Source organism: Azospirillum sp. ST 5-10 (assembly GCF_051225715.1).
GTDB lineage: Bacteria > Pseudomonadota > Alphaproteobacteria > Azospirillales > Azospirillaceae > Azospirillum.
This window is the reverse complement of record NZ_JBPJSP010000011.1, coordinates 44,424-63,296: the sequence shown is the minus strand read 5'-3', so window position 1 is coordinate 63,296 and position 18,873 is coordinate 44,424. Positions and strand designations below refer to the sequence as shown.

Here is an 18,873-nt window from a genome sequence, read left to right as displayed (position 1 = left end):
CGGAGGGCGCCATGGGGCGCGGCCTGGTGATGCAGGACGGGAAGCGGGACGGCACGGACGGGCGGCGGCGGGCCGTGCTGCGCGGGATCGTGCTGCTGGCGGCGGCGGGCGCCGCGACGGCCCGCCCGGCCGCGGCGATGCGCCCGCTGGCGGTCGAGGACTACCGCGCCGTGCTCGACGAGGGATGCGGGGCGACCGCCTACCACCGCCGCCAGTTCGACGAGGCGGCGGCGCGGCTCGGCGTCGCCCTCAGCGCCGAGCAGCGCGCGGCCATCCTGGCCCGGCAGCTCTGCCCGACCTGCGGCTGCCTGCTGGCCGAGGCGCTGGCGATGCCGGCGCCCGCCCTGCCGTTCTGAGCCGGCCGCGGCTTCCGGACTTCGGCTTCCGGGGTGCGGCCTTCGGGGTGCGGCTTTCGGTGCCGCCACGCCGCGATTGGTGTAAGCTGCGGGCGTTCGTTAGCAGACGAGGCGGCCATGACGACGGAAATCCGCACCTTCCAGATTCCCGACGCGACCCGCGAGGAGGCGCAGGGCGTCCTGTCCGCCTTCCTGCGCACCGTGGAGGTCCAGCGGATCGACACCGCCTACGCGGACGGGGCCTGGCAGGTGCTGGTCCTGTTCCAGGATCTGCGCCGCAAGGAGGAGTCGCGCCAGATCGAGAGCGCCATCATCGGCGCCCTCAACGCCTGGCGCGAGCGCGTGGCGCACCGCACCGACACGACCCGCGACGCCGTGCTGCCGGACGAGCTGGTGCCGGAGATCGCCCGCTTCGCCCCGACCACCGAGCGCGAGCTGTCGGTGATCGTCGGCACCCGCGACATGGGCGTCGGCCAGCACGGGGCCGAGATCGTGCAGGTCGTGCGCAGCACCCTGGACGAGCTGATCGACGACTGACGCCGACGCTCCGGCCCGTCAACGACCGGGCGGGGCCGCTCAGGCCGCGGTGACCGGCGGCTCGGCCTTCTCGACCTTGAGGACGATGCCGTCGATGCCGACGACGCGCACCGTGGTTCCCGTCGGCAGGTCCGGCCCTTCGACGGTCCAGTGCGAATCGCCGACGATGGCCCGGCCGCGGCCGTTGACGATGGCGGTCTCCAGGGTGTGCAGCGTGCCCAGGTACTGTTCCGCCCGGCGGTTGAGGTGCAGGGTGGGGTCGGGCTCCGGGCCGCGCCGGTAGACCAGGCGGGCGCCGAGGACGGCGCCGATGGCGAGCACGCCGAACAGCAGGAGCTGGAACTGCCAGACCATCTCCGGCCACGCCAGGAGGACCAAGCCGACCACGCCGGCCGCACCGCCCAGCCACAGGAAGGCCGCACCCGGCGCCACCGCCTCCACCGCGCCGAGCCCCACCGCGAGCACCCACCAGTGCCAGAACTCGATCATCCGCCTTCGCCTCCGCACCCGCCGCCGGTCATGCCCGGCCGTGCCTCACAGGTCCGTGCCGACGTGTTTAGCGCGGTTCATTCCTCGCTCCAAGGGCCGCGGGGCTGCCGGGGCTCCGGCGGCGGGGGCGCCGCGACCGCCACGGCGGCCGGTGCCGGCGGCTCGGGCGTGCGGCCGGAGAAGGCCTCGCGGGCGATCTCCGCCACGCCGGCGATGGAGCCGATGACGCCGGTGGTCTCCAGCGGCATCAGCATGACCTTCTGGTTGGGCGCCGACGCCAGCTTCGTCAGCGCCTCGACGTAGCGCTGGGCGACGAAGTAGTTGATCGCCTGCAGGCCGCCGTCGGCGACCGCCCGGGCCACCATGTGGGTGGCCTTGGCCTCGGCCTCGGCCTCGCGCTCGCGCGCCTCGGCGTCGCGGTAGGCGGCCTCCCGCCGGCCCTCGGCCTCGAGGATGGCCGCCTGCTTCTCGCCCTCGGCGCGCAGGATGGCGGCCTGGCGCTGCCCTTCCGCCACCAGGATGGCGGCGCGGCGCTCGCGTTCCGCCTTCATCTGCCCGGCCATGGAGTCGATGAGGTCGCGCGGCGGCTGGATGTCGCGGATCTCGATGCGGGTCACCTTGACGCCCCACGGGGTGGTCGCGTCGTCGACCACGGCGAGCAGCTGGGCGTTGATCTTGTCGCGCTGCGACAGCAGCTCGTCCAGGTCCATCGAGCCCAGCACCGTGCGGGTGTTGGTCATGGTCAGGTTGACGATGGCGCGCTCCAGGTCGTTGACCTCGTACGACGCCTTGGCCGCGTTGATGACCTGGTAGAAGACCACGCCGTCGGCCGTGACCATGGCGTTGTCCTTGGTGATGACCTCCTGGGACGGCACGTCGAGCACGGTCTCCATCATGCTCTGCTTCTTGCCGATGTGGTCGATCACCGGCGTCACCAGGTGCAGGCCCGGCGCCAGGGTGCGGGTGTAGCGGCCGAAGCGCTCGACCGTCCATTCCTGCCCCTGCGGCACCGTCTTCACACCGAGCAGGACCATCACCAGCGCGAACACGAACAGCGCGATGACGAACAGCGTGAAGCCACCGAAGAGCGCGTCCATTCCCAATCCCCACATCGCTTGCGTCCCGGCGACGATGCCACGGCGGGGTTGCGAAATGAAGACGCTCGCCGCCGGCGCGCGTCTATTCGCCGAGCAGGGCGCCGGCGGCGCGCAGCGGCTCGTGGGCGTCGCACAGGATCTTCAGCACGGCGAGGATCGGCACCGCCAGCAGGGCGCCGGGAATGCCCCACATCCAGCCCCAGAACAGGATCGAGACGAACACGGCGATGGGGTTCAGCGACAGCCGCCGGCCGACGATGGTCGGCGTGATGAAGTTGCCCTCCAGCGCCGTCAGGGCGACGAAGACCAGCGGCGGCACCAGGATGTGGCCGAGCGAGTCGAAGGTCAGCAGCGACACCAGGAACAGCACCGCCGTCATCACCGCCGCGCCGATGAAGGGGATGAAGTTGAGGACGCCGGCGAGCGTCCCCCACAGGCCGGCGTTGGGCAGGCCGAGCAGCCACATCGCCAGCGCCGTCAGGGTCCCCAGGGCGGCGTTGATGAGGGTGATGGTGGCGAGATAGGCGGCGATGTTCTGCTGCACCGTGCCGGCCACCATGGCGTAGTGCACCCGGTCGTCGATGCTGCGCATGGTGCCGATCAGCGCCTCCATGCTCTGCCGGCCGCGGGCGAGGAAGAAGTACAGCAGGACCTGGAGGATGACGACGTTGGCGAGGAACGCCTGGGTGCGGTGGAGGAGCTGGTCGGCCAGCGAGGGGCCGCGCAGCACCACCTCGCGCGTCGCCACGCCGGAGGCGTTGGCGATCTCCTCCAGCTGCTGCGACGCCTGGCGGGCGCGCTCGATGCTGTCGCGCAGGTCGCCCAGCTTGAACTGCAGCTGGCGGAGCACCACCGGCATGCGGTCGACCCACTCCGCCGCCGGCGCCGTCAGGGTGTAGACGGCGAGCAGGCCGAGGCCGAAGACGACGATCACCACCAGCGCCGCCCCCAGCCATTCCGGGACGCCCAGCCGGTAGAAGCCGCGCACCACCGGGCGCAGCACGAAGCTCAGCAGCAGCGCCAGGGCGATCGGCAGCAGGACGTCGCGGCCGAAATAGAGGGTGTACAGCACGCCCAGCACGAACAGCCCGATCACCGCCACCTGCATGGCGCTGCGCGGGTGGCGGGCCGGCGGCAGCGGCGGGGTGGACCGGTTCTCCTGGGCGGTGTCGTCCACCGGCACCCAGTCGGCGGGGCGGTCGGGCAGGGCGTCGCTGCGGTCGGTCATCGGCGTCGTCGTCTCTTTGGGGCTCGGAACGCTTGACGGCGCGCGTTCCGGAAGCCGATGGTTCGGGCTCGCGGGGCCGCGCCAGCGGCGGCCCCGGCCCCGATCACGACGTTCGGAGACGGTTGCCCATGCGCGGCCCCTTCTGCCCGGTTAACGCTCCGGCGGCGCTCTTGGTTCTCGCCGCCGGGATCATTGCCTCGCTTGCGCCGGCCGCCGCCTCGGCCGAACAGGTCGGCCGATTCTCCAACGACTGGACCGGCAACGGGCTGGAGGTGGAGGCGGTCGCCGACCCCGAGGTCAAGGGGGTGACCTGCCACGTCGTCGACTTCGACCGCAGCCTGATCGACCGGCTGTCCAAGGGGAACTGGTTCGAGGACCCCTCCAACGCCTCCATCGCCTGCCGCCAGACCGGCCCCATCGTCATCGGCGACATCGACCTCGGCCGCGACGGCGAGGACGTGTTCTCCGAGCGCAAGAGCCTGGTCTTCAAGTCGATCGCCGTGCGGCGGATCTACGACCGCACCAACGACACCCTGGTCTACGTCATCTACAGCCGGCAGGTCACCGACGCCTCGGCCAAGATGGCGATCTCCACCGTGCCGCTGTGGGGCACCCAGGTGCAGTGGGCCAACGGCAAGCCGGGGGCCGGCCAGTAGAGCGGCCGGCGGGAGGCGGTCAGTCGTCGTCGCCCGCCGGCGTGGCGGCGGGCGACGCCGCCCGGCCGGCGGCGCGGCGGCGCCACAGCAGGAAGGCCGAGGGCGCCAGGGTGACGATGAGGACGATGCGGACGATGTGGTGGGTCGACACGAACGCCACGTCGGTGCCGAGCGCCAGGGCGACCAGGCTCATCTCGGCCAGCCCGCCCGGCGCGTAGGCGAGGATGATGCCCGCGAGGTCGAGCCCGGTGGCCCAGGAGAGCAGCCACGACGCCGCCACCGTCACGCCCAGCATGACCGCCGTCAGGCCCAGCGACAGCACGGCACAGCGGCCGACGCGGGCCAGCGACAGGCCGGCGAAGCGGGAGCCCAGCGCCGCCCCCACCACCACCTGGGCGGCGGCGACCACCGGGCCGGGCGGGTGGCCGGCGGTCAGGCCCGACAGGTGGATGGCCGCCGACAGCAGCATCGGCCCGACGATCTGGGCGGCGGGGATGCCGAGCCGGCGGGCCAAGGGGTAGCCGACGACGCACGAGGCCAGCAGCGCCAGGTCGACCGGCGCCAGGCCGGTGAGCGGCGGCCCCAGCGCGCCGCGCCGCGCCGGGTCGTAGAGGCCGAGCCACTGGAAGGCGAACGGCACGAGGAGCACCACCAGCATGACGCGCAGCGCATGGACCAGCGAGATGGTGCGGTCGTCGCCGCCCATCTGCCCGCCCATCAGCACCATCTCGTTGAGGCCGCCGGGCGTGGCGGTGAAGAAGGCGGTGACCGGGTCGAGGCGGGCGACGCGCCGCAGGAAGAGGATGCCCGCCACCGTCGCCACGGCGATGTAGGCCGCCAGGCCGAGCAGGGTCACCGCCCACTCGTCGAGGTGCCCGACGATCTCCGGCGTGAAGGCGCTGCCCAGCATGATGCCCAGCACCATCACCATGGCGGTGCGCAGCGCCGCCGGCACCGCCACCGGCAGTCCGGCCATGGCGGCGGCGGTGGTGAACAGCATGGAGCCGATCATCCAGGCCAGCGGCAGCCGGAACCAGGCGAACAGGGCGCCGCCGGCGGTGCCGAGCGCCAGGGCGAGGGCGAGCCGGCCCAGCATCGCCCGGTGGCCGGGTGCGCCCGGACGGGACGGCGTCACCGCTCAGCCCTCGAGCCGGCCGAGCCGCACCGCCGTCTGCCCCGGGCGGACGCGGCGCGCCGGCATGACGAGGACGCAGCCGTCGTACGGGGCGACGATCCGCCGTCCGCCGTCGCTGGCGATCGGCGTGCCGGCCGCCAGCGTCTCCAGGCCGCGGAACGGGGCGGCGAACGCGAAGGATTCGGTCTCCGCGGTGACGGCCTGCGTCACCACCACGAGGCGCTGCGGATCGCCGTGGCGGCGCAGGCGGGGGCGGGCGAGGTCGGGATCGATCATGCCGAGGCCGAGGAGGAAGAGCAGCGTGCTTTCGACCGCGACGGCCGCGGTGTCCGCCCGCCAGTGCTGGCCGCACTCGACGAGCAGGGCGGTGCGCCGCCCCTCCTCGTCGGCGAAGCCGTCGTAGTCGATCAGACGGCGCCCGGCGGCGTGTCCGGCGTCGGCGACGATCCAGGCGGGGTGGCCGAGGTCCCGCGCCAGCGCCCGGCCGCGCGACGTCCGGCCGCACAGGATCAGCGGCGCCGTGTCGTTGGTCATGGAATGCAGGTCGAGCAGCAGGTCGGCGCTGTCGTACAGGGGCCGCAGCTCGCGCGCCCGCCGCAGCTCGACGCTGTTGCGCCGTCCCTCGAGCACCTCGGCCGACCACAGCCGGTTGAAGTCCTCGTCGACGAAGCGGGAGTTGAAGGGCGCGGCGGGATCGAAGGCCTGGTAGGCGGCGACGTTGGCCAAGCACAGGGTCAGCCGGCCCAGCCGCGGGCGTACGCCCATGCGGTACAGGGTGTCGATGGCGACCGCGCCGCAGATCTCGTTGCCGTGCGCCAGCCCGTTGACGACCACGTGGGGGCCGGACCGGCCGCTGTCGAGGGTGGTGACGTAATCGATCCCGGTGTTGCCGTGCCGGTACACGGCAATGTCCGGTGGGGTGATCTCGATGGGAAAGATCTCGGTCAAGTCGCGTCCGACGGGCGAAGGGTCAAGCGGAAGGCCGGGCCCGGCGGCGGCGTGGCGCCGAACCGCCGGGAGGGCGGAGTATGGCCGACTGCACCGGTGGGCGCCAGCCCCGCGGCGGGCCGGGCGGGGGCCGCCGGTGTGTGACAGTTTTCCGTCGACGCCTGCCGGCAACTCGTCTATATGCAGATTTATGCGCTGCGGCATAAGGCTCTCGACCAGGAGCAAGGCGCGATCCAGGGGAAGACGGACAACCGGACAGGGCCATGAGCTTCGTGATCGAGGACGTCCTCATCCGGCACGACCCCGTCGGCCGGCGGCTGCCGGTGCTGTTCGACTCGCCGCACAGCGGCGCGGTCTATCCCGGCGACTTCGGCTTCGTGTGTCCCCTGGTGGCCCTGCGCCAGGCCGAGGACTCGTACGTCGACGAGCTGTACGCGTCGGTGCCCGAGCACGGGGGCACGCTGCTGCTGGCGCTGTTCCCACGCACGTACATCGATCCCAACCGGGCCGTCGACGACATCGCGCCGGACCTGCTGGACGGCCCCTGGCCGGACCCGCTGCGCCCGACCGACAAGAGCGCCGCCGGCATGGGGCTGATCCGCACCCTGTGCCGGCCGGGCCTGCCGCTGTACGACGGGCGTCTGCCGGCCGCCGCGGTGGCGGAGCGCATCGACCGCTACTACCGTCCCTACCATTTCCAGGTCGCCGCCGTCCTCGACGGGCTGGCCGCCCGCTTCGGCGCGGTGTGGCACGTCAACTGCCACTCCATGCCGTCGGCCGGACCGGGCGGTCGGGCGATGCCGGACTTCGTGCTCGGCGACCGCGACGGCAGCACCAGCGACCCCGAGTTCGTCGCCTTCGTCGCCGGCCTGCTGCGCCGCGCCGGCCATTCGGTGACGATCAACGACCCCTACAAGGGGGTCGAGCTGATCCGCCGCTACGCCGATCCGGCGCGCGGCCGGCACGCCCTGCAGATCGAGATCAACCGCCGCCTCTACATGGACGAGGACACGCTGGAGAAGACGGCCGGCTTCGCCGTCCTGCAGCGCACGCTGGGCACGCTGGCCGCCGAGATCTGCGGCTTCGCCGCCGCCCGCACCACCCAGGAGGCGGCGGAGTAGGCGGCACGCCCCCAAGAACGCCCCGAGGTCCCGCTCTCAGGGCTCGAACTGCTCCTTGAGGATCCGTTCCTCGAAATTGAACTCGGGATCGAACAGCAGGGTCAGCGAGACGTCGCGGGCCTCGCCGACGGTGACGCTCTCCACCTCGCGCACCTCGGTGGAATCGGCGACGGCGCTGACCGGGCGCTTGGGCGCCTCCAGCACCTCGAAGCGGATCTGCGCGGTGTGCGGCAGCAGCGCGCCGCGCCAGCGGCGCGGCCGGAAGGCGGAGATCGGCGTCAGCGCCAGCACCCCGGCGCCCAGCGGGATGATCGGCCCGTGCGCCGACAGGTTGTAGGCGGTGCTGCCGGCCGGCGTCGCCACCAGGGCGCCGTCGCAGATGAGCTGGGCCAGCCGTTCCCGGCCGTCGACGCTGATGCGCAGCTTGGCCGCCTGCCGGGTCTCGCGCAGCAGCGACACCTCGTTGATGCCGATGGCGTCGATGACGTCGCCGTTGACCCGCTGGGCGCGCATGCGCAGGGGGTGCAGGGTCACGCGCTGGGCCCGCTCCACCCGCTCGTGCAGTTCCTCCTCGCGGTAGGCGTTGAGCAGGAAGCCGACCGAACCGCGGTTCATGCCGTACACCGCGGTCGGCGCGATGCCGTTGCGCCGCAGCCCGGCGTGCAGGGTCTCCAGCAGGAAGCCGTCGCCGCCGAGCGCCACCACCACGTCGGCGTCCTCGGGCGGGATGTGGCCGTAGCGGTGCACCAGGCGGGTGCGCGCCGCGCGCGCCTCCTCGGTGTTGGCGCACACGAAGGACAGGCGGGGCGGCTCGTGCGGCAGCGAGACGGGAACGGCGATCTCGGTCATGGCCGGCCGACCATAGCGCAGGACGCGGCAGGGGGACAGCGCCGTGAGCGGGGCGGCGGGCCGCCTCAGCCGCCGGTGACGCTCATGTGGCGCGGCGACGCGGCGGCGGCGTGGCGGCGGTCGATGACGAAGTCGTGCCCCTTGGGCTTGCGGACGATGGCGTCACGGATCGCCCGTTCCAGCACCGCCTCGTCGTCGGTCATGCGCAGGACGGAGCGCAGGTCGGCGGCGTCCTCCTGCCCCAGGCACATGTAGAGCGTGCCGGTGCAGGTGAGGCGGACCCGGTTGCAGCTTTCGCAGAAATTGTGGGTCATCGGCGTGATGAAGCCGACGCGGCAGCCCGTCTCCTTCACCCGCACGTAACGGGCCGGGCCGCCGGTCCGGTAGTCGGTCTCCTCGAGGGTCCAATCCTTCGCCAGATCGGCCCGCACCATGGACAGCGGCAGGTACTGGTCGAGGCGCGAGACGTCGCCGAGCTCGCCCATCGGCATGACCTCGATGAAGGTGAGGTCGAAGCCGCGCTCGCCGCACCAGGCGACCATGCGGCTGTGCTCGTCGTCGTTGACGCCCTTCAGGGCGACGCAGTTGACCTTGATGTGCAGCCCCGCCGCGGCGGCCGCCTCGAGGCCGCCCATCACCTTGTCGAACTTGCCCCAGCGGGTGATGGCCTGGAACTTGTGCGGGTCGAGGGTGTCGAGGGAGACGTTGACCCGGCGCACGCCCGCCTCCACCAGGGGCACGGCGTACTTGAACAGCATCGAGCCGTTGGTGGTCAGCGTCAGCTCGTCGAGCGCGCCCGCGGCGACGTGACGGCCGAGCGCCTGGATGAGGTCCATGATGTTGCGTCGCACCAGCGGCTCGCCGCCGGTCAGGCGGATCTTGCGCGTGCCCAGCCGGACGAAGGTCGAGGCGAGGCGGTCCAGCTCCTCCAGGGTCAGCACCTCGGCCTTGGGCAGGAAGCTCATGTCCTCGGCCATGCAGTAGACGCAGCGGAAGTCGCAGCGGTCGGTGACCGACACCCGGAGATAGCTGACGGTCCGGCCGAAGGGGTCGACGAGGGGGGTGGTGGTGGCGGCGTGGCCCGGCGGCGTGGCGGCAGTCATGGAGCGACGTTCTCCCTCGTCATGCGGCCTCGCGGCCGTTCGCAGCGCCCGGTCGGCATCGTCGCGATGCAACCACGCCCGGACCCGGTAATATAGGGCCTTCGGGACGGGATTTCGCCCCTTGGAACCTTCGGGTTATCCCAGCATGGCATCGCGGCCGCCGGCTTGACCACGCTCAAGCGCCCGGCCGCCGCGGGGTGCGGCGGTCGGGCGCAGGGGCGGGCGCCGGGGCGGGCGGGTCACACGGCGCGGTTCGCGGCGGTGCGGAGTTCGTCGACGAAGGCCTGGATCTGCCCCTTGAGGGCGATGGCCTCCCCGTCGAGCAGGCGGCTGGCCCGCGACACGTCCTCGGCGGTGTCCATGGTGCCCTGGGCGCTGGTGCTGACCTGGAGGATCTCGGCGGCGATGCGCCGGGTGCCGGCGGCCGCCTCGTGGACGCTGCCGGCGATGTTGCCGGTCGCGGCGTTCTGCTCCTCCACGGCGGCGGCGATCGCCGACGCGGTGTCGTTGATGCCGCGGATGGTGGCCTCGATGCGCTCGATGGCGCCGACGGTGGCCTGGGTGCCGTTGGCGACGGACTGGATGATCCGCGAGATCTCCTCGGTGGCGCCCGCGGTCTGGTTGGCGAGGTTCTTGACCTCGGAGGCGACGACGGCGAAACCCTTGCCGGCCTCGCCGGCCCGCGCCGCCTCGATGGTGGCGTTCAAGGCCAGCAGGTTGGTTTGGGCGGCGATCCCGCTGATCAGGTCGGCGACCTCGCCGATGCGCTTGGTCGACTCGGCGAGCTCGCGCACGGTGGAGACGGTCTGCGCCGCCTCGTCCATGGCGCGCCCGGCGACGGCGGCCGACTGCTCGACCTGCTGGCCGATCTCGCGGCTGGACGCGGAGAGCTGTTCGGCGGCGGCGGCCACGGTCTCGACGTTGGCGGTGGTCTGGCCGGTGGCGGCCGACACCGTCGTGCTGCGGGCTCGGGTCTCCTGGGCGCTCTCCGACAGGGTGTGCGAGGCGGCGCTCAGGCGCTGCGACTCGTCGGCGATGCGGCCGACCGCCGACAGCACCCGGCCCTGCACGTCGTCGGCCATGCGCAGCAGGGACACGCGCTCCTGCTCGCGGGCCTCGCGCTTCAGCCGCTCCTGCTCGGCCAACAGGGCCTGGTTCTCGGCGGTCGCCGTCTTGAAGACGCGCAGGGCCGCGGTCATGGTGCCGAACTCGTCGCGGCGGTCCTCCTCGGGAACCGCGACGTCGAGGTCGCCCGCCGCCAGACGCCGCATGACGTCGGCGATGCCGTTGACCGTGCGGGCGATCTGCCGTCCCAGCAGGAAGGCGCCGCCGGTCACCAGCGCGACGAGCGCCAGCGCCTCCCCGGCCAAGGTTCTGGCGCCGCTCCAGAAGGCGGTGTCGACGTCATCCACGTAGACGCCGGTGCCGATCGACCATTCCCAGGGGGCGAAGGGCGTGGCGTAGCTGAGCTTGGGCGCCGGCTCCGTGCTGCCGAGGCGCGGATAATGATACTCAACGAAACCGCCGCCGTTGCGTGCGGCGGCAATGATCTCGCGGGAGATGTAGACGCCGTTCACGTCCCGGGTTTCGGACTCGGGCTTGGTGCCCTCGGACTCCGGTTTGGCAGGCTGCACCACGCGGGTGCCGTCGAAGCCGGTGACGAAGATGTACTCGTTGCCGGCGTAGCGCACCGAACGCAAGGCGTCGCGCGCCTTCTGCTTGGCTTCATCCTCGCTCAACCGGCCCGCCTTCCACTCGCCGTGGAAGTACGCCACCGTGTCGTGGGCGGTGTCGACGACGTTGCGCAGCATGACGCGGTATCCGGCCAATTGGGCCTGGCGGATCTGCATGAGGTCGAGGGTGCCGAGCACGAGCAGACCGCCGGCGGACACGACGGCCAGCATCAGAAGTCGGGCGCGCAAAGTAAACGTGAGGCGCATGGGGAAGGATTCCTCAGAGGAGCGGGCGTGGCTTCCCCGACCCTGAGAGTCTATGGTTTCAAAAAAGTTTCAAACCCCAACAAAACGTGAAAAAACAATAAGAAAATCTGAAGAAAGCCCTTTGTGTTCTTAAGTGAATAGCAAAATGACTTGCGATCGATGATTTTGTGACGCGCCGGCTGTTCGATCGTGTCTACGACGGGGGCGGACATTTCCGGCACCCCGCCGCGCGGAGGCGGCGGGAGCCCCTGCCGGCGGTCACCCCTGGTGATCGCCGCCGTCGCGCTCGGCCGCCTCGCGTTCGCGCAGATAGTCGTCGGTCGTGCGTGGAACGCGGGGGGCACCCACCTTGAACGGGTCGTTCCGCTCGAACTGGTCGACCACCCGGCAGTCCTCGCACATGCGGATGCGGTTGGCCGCCTCGGGGGTGGCGAACATCCAGTGCTTGCCCGACAGCGCGGCGACGATCTTCTCGATCGACGATTTGGTGGCGAAGGGCTTGCCGCAGCGGACGCAGCAGAACGGCTCCTCCTCCTTGATCAGCGACTCGCCGCGGGCGCCGTCGCGGAAGTCGATCTCCGGCACCAGGGAGATCACCTTCTCCGGGCAGGTGTTGCGGCACAGGCCGCACTGCACGCACGCGTCCTGGGCGAAGCTCAGCGTCGGCTTGTCGGGGTTGTCGCGCAGGGCCCCGGTGGGGCAGGCGCCGACGCAGGCGAGGCAGAGCGTGCAGCCCTCGACGTCCACCGCGACCCGGCCGAACGGGGCGCCGGCCGGCAGCGGCAGCACCTCCACCGCCGCCGGGGCGGCCTTGTGGAGGTGGCGCAGCGCCAGCATGGCCAGCGTGCGCTTGCCGCCCATGGGCAGGAAGGTGGCGGCCGCCGGGGCGGGCAGGGGCGGCAGACCCCACAATTCCGCCTCCACCGCGTCGGGATCGGCGGCGTCGATGACCGAGACCCGGCCGGAGCCGTAGCCGAGCCCACTCATCACCGTCTCGATCAGGCCGAGCTGGCTCGCCAGACCGGCGGTCTCGCCCGTGTTGGCGGGACCGACCAGCACGCGCACCTGGGACGCCCCGTAGGCCAGCGCCGCGGCGAACAGGTCGAGGCCGAGCTGCGACACCTCGTGCACCGCGAACGGCAGGACGCGGGCCGGCAGGCCGCGGCCGTAGCGCGCCATCAGCGACACCATCTCCTCGCCGTGGCGCGGGTCGTGCACCAGCAGCACCGGCTCGCGCCCGCCCGCCCGGTGGTAGGCGCCGAGCAGGGTGCGCAGGCGCTCGAACAGGGTCTGCTGCGGCGGCAGGGCGTAGGTCGACGCCCCGGTCGGGCAGACCGCGGCGCAGGAGCCGCAGCCGGCGCAGACGTGCGGGTCGATGGCGACGTGGTCGCCGGCCGGGGCGACGGCGCCGGTGGGGCAGACGTCGAGACAGCGGGTGCAGCCGGTCTGCCGGCTGCGGGAGTGGGCGCAGAGATCGGCCTTGAAGTCGATGTAGCGCGGCTTGTCGAACTCGCCGACCAGGTCGGCCGCCTCGAACAGCGCCCGGGCCACCGCCGCGGGATCGTTCGGATCGGGGCGGAGATAGCCGTCGCGCCGGCCGTGGGCGGGGAACAGCGGCGTGCCGCCGGTGAGATCGAGGATGATGTCGCAGCGCGACGAGGCGCCGTGGCGCGGCGCCTCGAAGGCGAGCGCCCGGCGCGACGACGGCACCGCCGGGGCGTAGTCGTCGACGACGATCTCGAACCGGCCGAGCCAGCCGCGGGCGGTGCGGATCGTGCCCTTGAAGACCGGCAGGTCCATGATCCGCGGCGGCATGACGTCCGTGGGATCGCGCAGCAGGACCGTGACGTCGAGGCGGCCGGCGAGCCGGCGGGCCGCCTCGATGGCCCGCTCGTCGGTGCCGTAGACCAGGCACACCCCCTCCGACGTCAGGGTGATGCTGCCGGTCGGCGGCACGTCGAGCGCCGCCTCGGCGAGCAGGGCGGCGATCTTGGGCAGCGCCGCCCCGGCCTCGTCCGACCAGCCCGCGCGCTCGCGGATGTTGACGAAGCCGAGCGCCCGGCCGGCCTCGTCCGCCCCGGCGACCTCCGTGAAGAGCGGCGCCTCCTGGGTGCAGGCCACCAGCAGCGGCTCCCCGGCCGTCCGCGCCCGCGCCTCGAACCGGTCGAGCTCGGCCCGGCAGAGCTGGGTGTGGACGGTGGCGGCGCCCTCGGCGCCGCAGGCCTTGGCCAGCTCCTTGCCGTCGAGCGGCATGGAGCGGCCGCAATCGCACACCAGGACCGTGCGGCCAGCGATCTTCATACGCGAACTCCTCGAACCCTGCGACGCGATTGGGCGTCCCGCGTCGTCCCTGTGTCCGCTATATCTGGGGCGTGCCGTCCTTGGCGACCGGAATCTTTTTTCAGGGGCATCAGCGGCCATGCCGGAGATGATGAACACCCGCGAGGTGGCGGACTATCTGAGGATCAAGGAACGCAAGGTCTACGACCTCGTCGCCGCGCGCCGCATCCCGTGCTCGCGGGTGACCGGGAAGTGGCTGTTCCCCAAGACGCTGATCGACCGCTGGGTGGCCGCGGGGGCGGAGGCGGCGCCGGCCGGCGTGCGCCTCGACCGCCCGGCGCCGCCGCCGGTGGTGGCCGGCTCCGCCGACCCGCTGCTGGAATGGGCGGTGCGGGAATCCGGCAGCGGCCTGGCGGTGCGCGCCGACGGCAGCCGCGACGGGCTGCGCCGCCTGTCGGCCGGGGAGGCGGTGATGTGCGGACTGCACCTCGTCGACCCGCGCAGCGGCGCCTACAACGTGCCGATGATCGAGGAGGGGCTGCCCGGCCTCGACGTGGTGGCGGTGGAATGGGCGCGGCGCACCCAGGCGCTGCTGGTGGCGCCGGGCAACCCGCTGGGGATCGCCGGGCTGGCCGACCTCGCGGCGCGCCGGGTGCGGGTGGCGTGCCGGCAGGCCGACGCCGGCGCCCAGGTGCTGCTGGAGCATCTGCTGGGCGACGCCGGTCTCGGCCTGTCCGACCTGCGGACGGTGGAGCCGGTGGCCCGCACCGAGATGGAGCTGGGGCTGGCCGTGCTGGAGGGGCGGGCGGACGCCGGGCTGGGCGCCCTGGCGATCGGCCGCCAGCTCCGTCTGGCGGCGATCCCCCTGGCCGAGGAGCGCTTCGACCTGGTGATGCGCCGGCGCGACTATTTCGAGCCGCCGATGCAGGCCCTGCTGGCGTTCGCCCGCGGCGGGACGTTCGCGGCGAAGGCGGCGGATCTCGGCGGCTACGACGTCGCCGCGACGGGCACGGTGCGGTTCAACGGACCGTGAGCGGCGTCGCCGGTCCGCCCCCCTGCCTCACGCGCCCGGCTCGTTGGCGTTGGGGAAGAAGAGCGGCTCGCCGCCGACCTTGTAGCCGGCGATGGCCTGCTGGCCCTCGGCCGACACCAGCCAGTCGACGAAGGCCTGGCCGGCGTCCTTCTTGACGTGGGCGAACTTCTCCGGGTTCACCAGCATGACGCCGTACTGGTTGAACAGGCGCTTGTCGCCCTCGACCAGCACCTGGAGGTCGCCGCGGTTCTTGAAGCTCAGCCAGGTGCCGCGGTCGCTGACGGTGTAGGCGTTGCTGGCCGCCGCGGTGTTGAGGGCGGCGCCCATGCCCTGGCCGATCGCCTTGTACCAGTCGCCGGCCGACTTGGGGTCGACGCCGGCGGTCCTCCACAGCGCCAGCTCGGCCTTGTTGGTGCCGCTGTCGTCGCCGCGGGAGACGAAGTCCGACCTGGTCCCGGCGATCTTGCCGAGGGCCGCGGCGACGTCCTTCATGCCCTTCACGCCGGCCGGGTCGGATTTCGGACCGACGACGACGAAGTCGTTGTACATCACCGGCCTGCGCTCGACGCCGTAGCCTTCGGCGACGAACGTCTCCTCGGACGGCTTGTGGTGCACGAACAGCACGTCGGCGTCGCCGCGCTTGGCCATGTCGATGGCCTGGCCGGTGCCCTTGGCGACCACCCGCACCTCGATGCCGGTCTTCTTGGTGAACGTCGGCAGGATGGCGTCGAACAGGCCGGAATCCTGGGTCGAGGTGGTCGAGGCCACGGTGATGAATTTGTCCGCGGCGGCGGCGGGCGCCCGCAGCGCCAGCGGGGCGAGGGCGGCGGCGGCCAGCGCGGCGGCCAGGACGGTGCGACGGAACATGGTTGGGGAACCCTCCTCGATCTTATGGTTTCGCGCCCGGCCGGTGCGGGCGACGTTCAGACGACGCGGGCCCGGGCCCGGTCGCGCACCGCGGCGACGCCGGCGTTGACCGCCAGCGACAGGGCGATGAGGATGACGCCGAGGCCGAGCGCCAGGGGCAGGTCGCCCTTGCTGGTCTCGAGCGCGATGGCGGTGGTCATGACGCGCGTGACGTGGTCGATGTTGCCGCCGACGATCATCACCGCCCCGACCTCCGCCGAGGCGCGGCCGAAACCGGCCAGCACCGTGGTGGCGAGGCTGGTCCGCCCCTCCGAGAGCAGGGTGCGGACGGTGCGCAGCGGGCCGGCGCCGACGACGCGCAGCAGCTCGCCGTATTCGACCAGCAGGTCCTCCACGGTCTGGCGCGCCAGGGCGGCGACGATGGGGGTGATGAGGGTCGCCTGGGCGATGATCATCGCCTCCGGCGTGAACAGCAGGCCCAGCACGCCGAACGGGCCGGAGCGCGACAGCATGAGGTAGATGACCAGGCCCACCACCACCGGTGGCAGCCCCATCATCGCGTTCAGCAGCACCGCCACGGCGCGCCGCCCGGGAAAGGAGAAGGCCGCCACCGCCGCACCCAGCGGCAGACCGATCAGCGACGCCAGCAGGACGGCCGACAGGCTCACCCGCAACGACAGGCCGACGATCTCCATGAGGTCGGGATCGAGGGTGCCGATGAGGTGGAACGCCGTGGCGAAGGCGCGTCCGAACTCGTGCATGGTGCTCCTCCCGTGCCCTGCGTTTTTATGCCGTTTTCCTGCATGGCTTACAAGGCCGCCAGGGATGCTTGCCGACAGGCGGAAGAGCCACCATGCTTTGGCGCGAGCACGAGGCAGGAATGGACATGCAGGAATTCACGATCCGGCCCGATCCCGCCGACCCGCGTCTGACGCGCCGGGTGGAGGGGGTCGACCAGGACAACCGGCCCATCGAGACGGCGGTGACGGTGGAGCGGCCGCTGACCCTGTTCCTCAACGGGCAGGAGATCGTCACCATGATGACGATCGGCGACTACCCGGAGTACCTGGCGGTCGGCTATCTGCTGAACCAGAACATGCTGCGCGCCGACGACCGCATCGCCGCCGTCGACGTCGACGAGGAGACCGACACGGTGGTCGTGCGCACCGCGCGGTCCACCGACTACCAGGAGAAGCTGAAGAAGAAGACGCTGACCTCCGGCTGCGCCCAGGGCACCGCCTTCGGCGACGTCATGGAGGTGTTCGAGACGGTCCGCCTGAACCCGCAGGCCCGGCTCCGCACGTCGTGGATCTACGCGCTGTCGAAGAAGATCAACCTGACGCCGAGCCTCTACCTGGAGGCGGGGGCGATCCACGGCTGCGTGCTGTGCCAGGAGGACCGGCCGCTCCTCTACATGGAGGACGTCGGGCGCCACAACGCGGTGGACAAGGTGCGCGGCTACATGCACCTGCACGGGGTGGCGGCGGCGGACAAGATCTTCTACACCACCGGCCGGCTGACCAGCGAGATGGTGATCAAGACCGTGCAGATGGGCATCCCGATCCTGGTGTCGCGCTCCGGCTTCACCGCCTGGGGCGTCGAGCTGGCGCGCCAGGCCGGCCTGACCCTGGTCGGCCGGGCCAAGGGGCGGCGCTTCATCGCGCTGGCCGGCCTCGACCGCCTGGAGTTCGACGCCGACCCGGCGGCGGCCGGCGAGGAGCCGAGCCGCCATCAGCGCAAGGGGGGCCGCGATGACGACTGACGCCGCGACGACGGCCGGCGTGCTGCTGGCCGGCGGCCTGTCGCGCCGCATGGGCGGCGGCGACAAGAACCTGCGCACGCTGGGCGGCCGCAGCATCCTGGAGCGCATCGTCGCCGCGGTGCGCCCGCAGGTCGGCGCTCTGGTGCTCAACGCCAACGGCGACCCGGCGCGCTTCGCCGCCTTCGACCTGCCGGTGGCGGCGGACGTGGTGGAGGGCTACGCCGGCCCGCTCGCTGGCGTGCTGACCGGCCTGGAGTGGGCCCGCGCGACCGTGCCGGGGGTGGAATGGGTGGCCAGCTTCGCCACCGACGCGCCGTTCCTGCCGGCCGACCTGGTGGCCCGGCTGCGGCGCGCGGTCGAGGCCGAGGGCGCCGACCTCGCCTGCGCCCGCTCCGGCGGTCGCGACCATCCGGTGTTCGGCCTCTGGCCGGTGCGCCTCGCCGACGACCTCCGCCGCGCCATGGTGGAGGAGGGGGTGCGCAAGGTGGACGCGTGGACCGGCCGCCACCGGCTGGCGGTCGCCGAGTTCGCCTGCGACCCCGTCGATCCCTTCTTCAACACCAACCGCCCGGAGGACCTGGAGGAGGCCGAGCGGTTGTTGCGGGAGGGCCGGACGGGATAGGGTGGGGTGGAGGTTCGCAGGGCGGGAGCGCACGACCATGGACAGCGACAGGCTCGACCGCGTGGAGACGATGCCGATCGGCGTCGTCTTGGAGCGCCGACGGGGCAGCACGCCGTGGCAGGACACGGTGTGGTCGCCGGTCGCCGTCATTCCCGGCGCGCCGCCCGTCGACGGCGCGTGGCGGGTGATCCGCGAGGGCGACGGCTGGGCGCATCTGCACGCCGCCACCCTGACCCTGGAGCTCTTCCGGACCGACACGGAGGGGTACAAGGTCAACCTGTCGCAGCGCCCGCCGCGGCTCTGGGTCGTGCTGCGTCCCGACGCGGACGGCACCGGCGTGGTGCCGTTCTTCGTCACCGCCTCGGCCCACGAGGCCGAGGCCTACCAGGTCAGCGGGGCGGAGATCGTCGAGCCCGTGGCGATGCCGCCCGAGGTGGCGGCGCTGGTGGCCGACTTCGTCGCCCAGCACCACGTCGACGTCCCCTTCGAGAAGCGGGAGCGCAAACGCCACCGCCCCGAGGAGCCCGGCCGGCCGCCGCTGGCCGGTGGCGGGGTGCGCTCATGACCGACGAGACCTTCCTGTCGCGGTGGTCGCGCCTGAAGCGGGCCGAGACCAGGCCCGGCGCGGTTCCGGCGGCCGCGCCGGAGCCCGCGGCCGCGCCGGAGGCGGTGCCGCCGTCCGGCGGGGACGCCTCCGGGACGGAGGCGCCGCCCGACCTGCCGCCGGTGGACAGTCTGACCGCCGAGTCCGACTTCACCGCCTTCCTGCGCGACGGCGTGCCGGAGGTGCTGCAGCGTCAGGCCCTGCGCAAGCTGTGGACGTCCGATCCGGTGTTCGCCAACCTCGACG

General features: G+C 72.4%; 19 protein-coding genes and 1 pseudogene. 9 read left to right on the top strand and 11 right to left on the bottom strand.

What is annotated here, in order from left to right:
- Positions 1-11 precede the first annotated feature (11 nt).
- Positions 12-356, top strand: coding sequence for a hypothetical protein (locus tag ACSBPG_RS14470; protein ID WP_435537883.1), 345 nt, complete (start codon positions 12-14; stop codon positions 354-356).
- A gap of 117 nt (positions 357-473) precedes the next feature.
- Positions 474-893, top strand: a complete 420-nt coding sequence (locus ACSBPG_RS14465) for an HRDC domain-containing protein (protein ID WP_435537882.1) — start codon at positions 474-476, stop codon at positions 891-893.
- Between the two features lie 39 nt (positions 894-932).
- Here the strand turns inward: ACSBPG_RS14465 and ACSBPG_RS14460 are convergent, their stop codons facing one another.
- From ACSBPG_RS14460 to ACSBPG_RS14450, 3 genes are all read right to left on the bottom strand, one after another.
- The gene (locus tag ACSBPG_RS14460) at positions 933-1,382 is read right to left on the bottom strand and encodes an NfeD family protein (protein WP_435537881.1); all 450 of its coding nucleotides are present in this window, start codon (positions 1,380-1,382) and stop codon (positions 933-935) included.
- A gap of 77 nt (positions 1,383-1,459) precedes the next feature.
- The gene (locus tag ACSBPG_RS14455; RefSeq protein ID WP_435537880.1) at positions 1,460-2,479 is read right to left on the bottom strand and encodes an SPFH domain-containing protein; all 1,020 of its coding nucleotides are present in this window, start codon (positions 2,477-2,479) and stop codon (positions 1,460-1,462) included.
- 82 nt (positions 2,480-2,561) lie between these two features.
- Complete coding sequence (locus tag ACSBPG_RS14450) at positions 2,562-3,707, bottom strand: AI-2E family transporter (protein ID WP_435537879.1); 1,146 nt, start codon at positions 3,705-3,707, stop codon at positions 2,562-2,564.
- 128 nt (positions 3,708-3,835) lie between these two features.
- On the opposite strand from ACSBPG_RS14450, the gene ACSBPG_RS14445 reads away from it, so the two are divergent.
- Complete coding sequence (locus ACSBPG_RS14445) at positions 3,836-4,363, top strand: CreA family protein (RefSeq protein ID WP_435537878.1); 528 nt, start codon at positions 3,836-3,838, stop codon at positions 4,361-4,363.
- Positions 4,364-4,382: 19 nt separating this feature from the next.
- On the opposite strand, the gene ACSBPG_RS14440 is transcribed toward ACSBPG_RS14445, so the two are convergent.
- Together ACSBPG_RS14440 and ACSBPG_RS14435 are read right to left on the bottom strand one after the other, a co-directional pair.
- Positions 4,383-5,498, bottom strand: coding sequence for an AbrB family transcriptional regulator (locus tag ACSBPG_RS14440; protein ID WP_435537877.1), 1,116 nt, complete (start codon positions 5,496-5,498; stop codon positions 4,383-4,385).
- A 3-nt stretch (positions 5,499-5,501) separates the two neighbouring features.
- Positions 5,502-6,446: a succinylglutamate desuccinylase gene (locus ACSBPG_RS14435; RefSeq protein ID WP_435537876.1), complete on the bottom strand. Its 945-nt coding sequence runs from the start codon at positions 6,444-6,446 to the stop codon at positions 5,502-5,504.
- Positions 6,447-6,709: 263 nt separating this feature from the next.
- Between ACSBPG_RS14435 and ACSBPG_RS14430 the strand changes: the two genes are divergently transcribed.
- Complete coding sequence (locus ACSBPG_RS14430; RefSeq protein WP_435537875.1) at positions 6,710-7,567, top strand: N-formylglutamate amidohydrolase; 858 nt, start codon at positions 6,710-6,712, stop codon at positions 7,565-7,567.
- Positions 7,568-7,603: 36 nt separating this feature from the next.
- Here the strand turns inward: ACSBPG_RS14430 and ACSBPG_RS14425 are convergent, their stop codons facing one another.
- The 4 genes from ACSBPG_RS14425 to ACSBPG_RS14410 form a co-directional block, all read right to left on the bottom strand.
- Positions 7,604-8,416, bottom strand: a complete 813-nt coding sequence (locus ACSBPG_RS14425) for an NAD kinase (RefSeq protein WP_435537874.1) — start codon at positions 8,414-8,416, stop codon at positions 7,604-7,606.
- 65 nt (positions 8,417-8,481) lie between these two features.
- Positions 8,482-9,519 (bottom strand): GTP 3',8-cyclase MoaA, encoded by a 1,038-nt coding sequence (moaA, locus tag ACSBPG_RS14420; RefSeq protein ID WP_435537873.1) that lies wholly within the window; start codon positions 9,517-9,519, stop codon positions 8,482-8,484.
- 239 nt (positions 9,520-9,758) lie between these two features.
- Positions 9,759-11,459, bottom strand: coding sequence for a methyl-accepting chemotaxis protein (locus tag ACSBPG_RS14415; RefSeq protein WP_435537872.1), 1,701 nt, complete (start codon positions 11,457-11,459; stop codon positions 9,759-9,761).
- 258 nt (positions 11,460-11,717) lie between these two features.
- The gene (locus ACSBPG_RS14410; protein ID WP_435537871.1) at positions 11,718-13,760 is read right to left on the bottom strand and encodes a 4Fe-4S binding protein; all 2,043 of its coding nucleotides are present in this window, start codon (positions 13,758-13,760) and stop codon (positions 11,718-11,720) included.
- Positions 13,761-13,878: 118 nt separating this feature from the next.
- On the opposite strand from ACSBPG_RS14410, the gene ACSBPG_RS14405 reads away from it, so the two are divergent.
- A complete protein-coding gene (locus tag ACSBPG_RS14405) occupies positions 13,879-14,772 on the top strand; it encodes a substrate-binding domain-containing protein (protein ID WP_435537870.1) in 894 nt (297 codons plus the stop codon).
- Between the two features lie 27 nt (positions 14,773-14,799).
- Here ACSBPG_RS14405 and ACSBPG_RS14400 read toward each other — a convergent pair whose 3' ends face one another.
- A complete protein-coding gene (locus ACSBPG_RS14400) occupies positions 14,800-15,639 on the bottom strand; it encodes a substrate-binding domain-containing protein (RefSeq protein WP_435537869.1) in 840 nt (279 codons plus the stop codon).
- Between the two features lie 56 nt (positions 15,640-15,695).
- Entirely contained in the window at positions 15,696-16,400 is a 705-nt protein-coding gene (locus ACSBPG_RS14395; protein WP_435537868.1) for an ABC transporter permease, read from the bottom strand.
- Between the two features lie 119 nt (positions 16,401-16,519).
- Between ACSBPG_RS14395 and fdhD the strand changes: the two genes are divergently transcribed.
- The 4 genes and pseudogenes from fdhD to ACSBPG_RS14375 all read left to right on the top strand — a co-directional run.
- Positions 16,520-17,401 (top strand): formate dehydrogenase accessory sulfurtransferase FdhD, encoded by an 882-nt coding sequence (gene fdhD / locus ACSBPG_RS14390; protein WP_435537867.1) that lies wholly within the window; start codon positions 16,520-16,522, stop codon positions 17,399-17,401.
- Positions 17,391-18,023, top strand: a complete 633-nt coding sequence (gene mobA / locus ACSBPG_RS14385; protein ID WP_435537866.1) for a molybdenum cofactor guanylyltransferase MobA — start codon at positions 17,391-17,393, stop codon at positions 18,021-18,023. The genes fdhD and mobA overlap by 11 nt, the downstream gene beginning before the upstream one ends.
- Positions 18,024-18,060: 37 nt before the next feature.
- A complete protein-coding gene (locus tag ACSBPG_RS14380; RefSeq protein ID WP_435537865.1) occupies positions 18,061-18,588 on the top strand; it encodes a DUF3305 domain-containing protein in 528 nt (175 codons plus the stop codon).
- Positions 18,585-18,845: pseudogene (locus ACSBPG_RS14375) on the top strand (DUF3306 domain-containing protein); the annotation flags it as partial. The gene ACSBPG_RS14380 and the pseudogene ACSBPG_RS14375, both read left to right, overlap by 4 nt.
- Between the last annotated feature and the right edge of the window lie 28 nt (positions 18,846-18,873).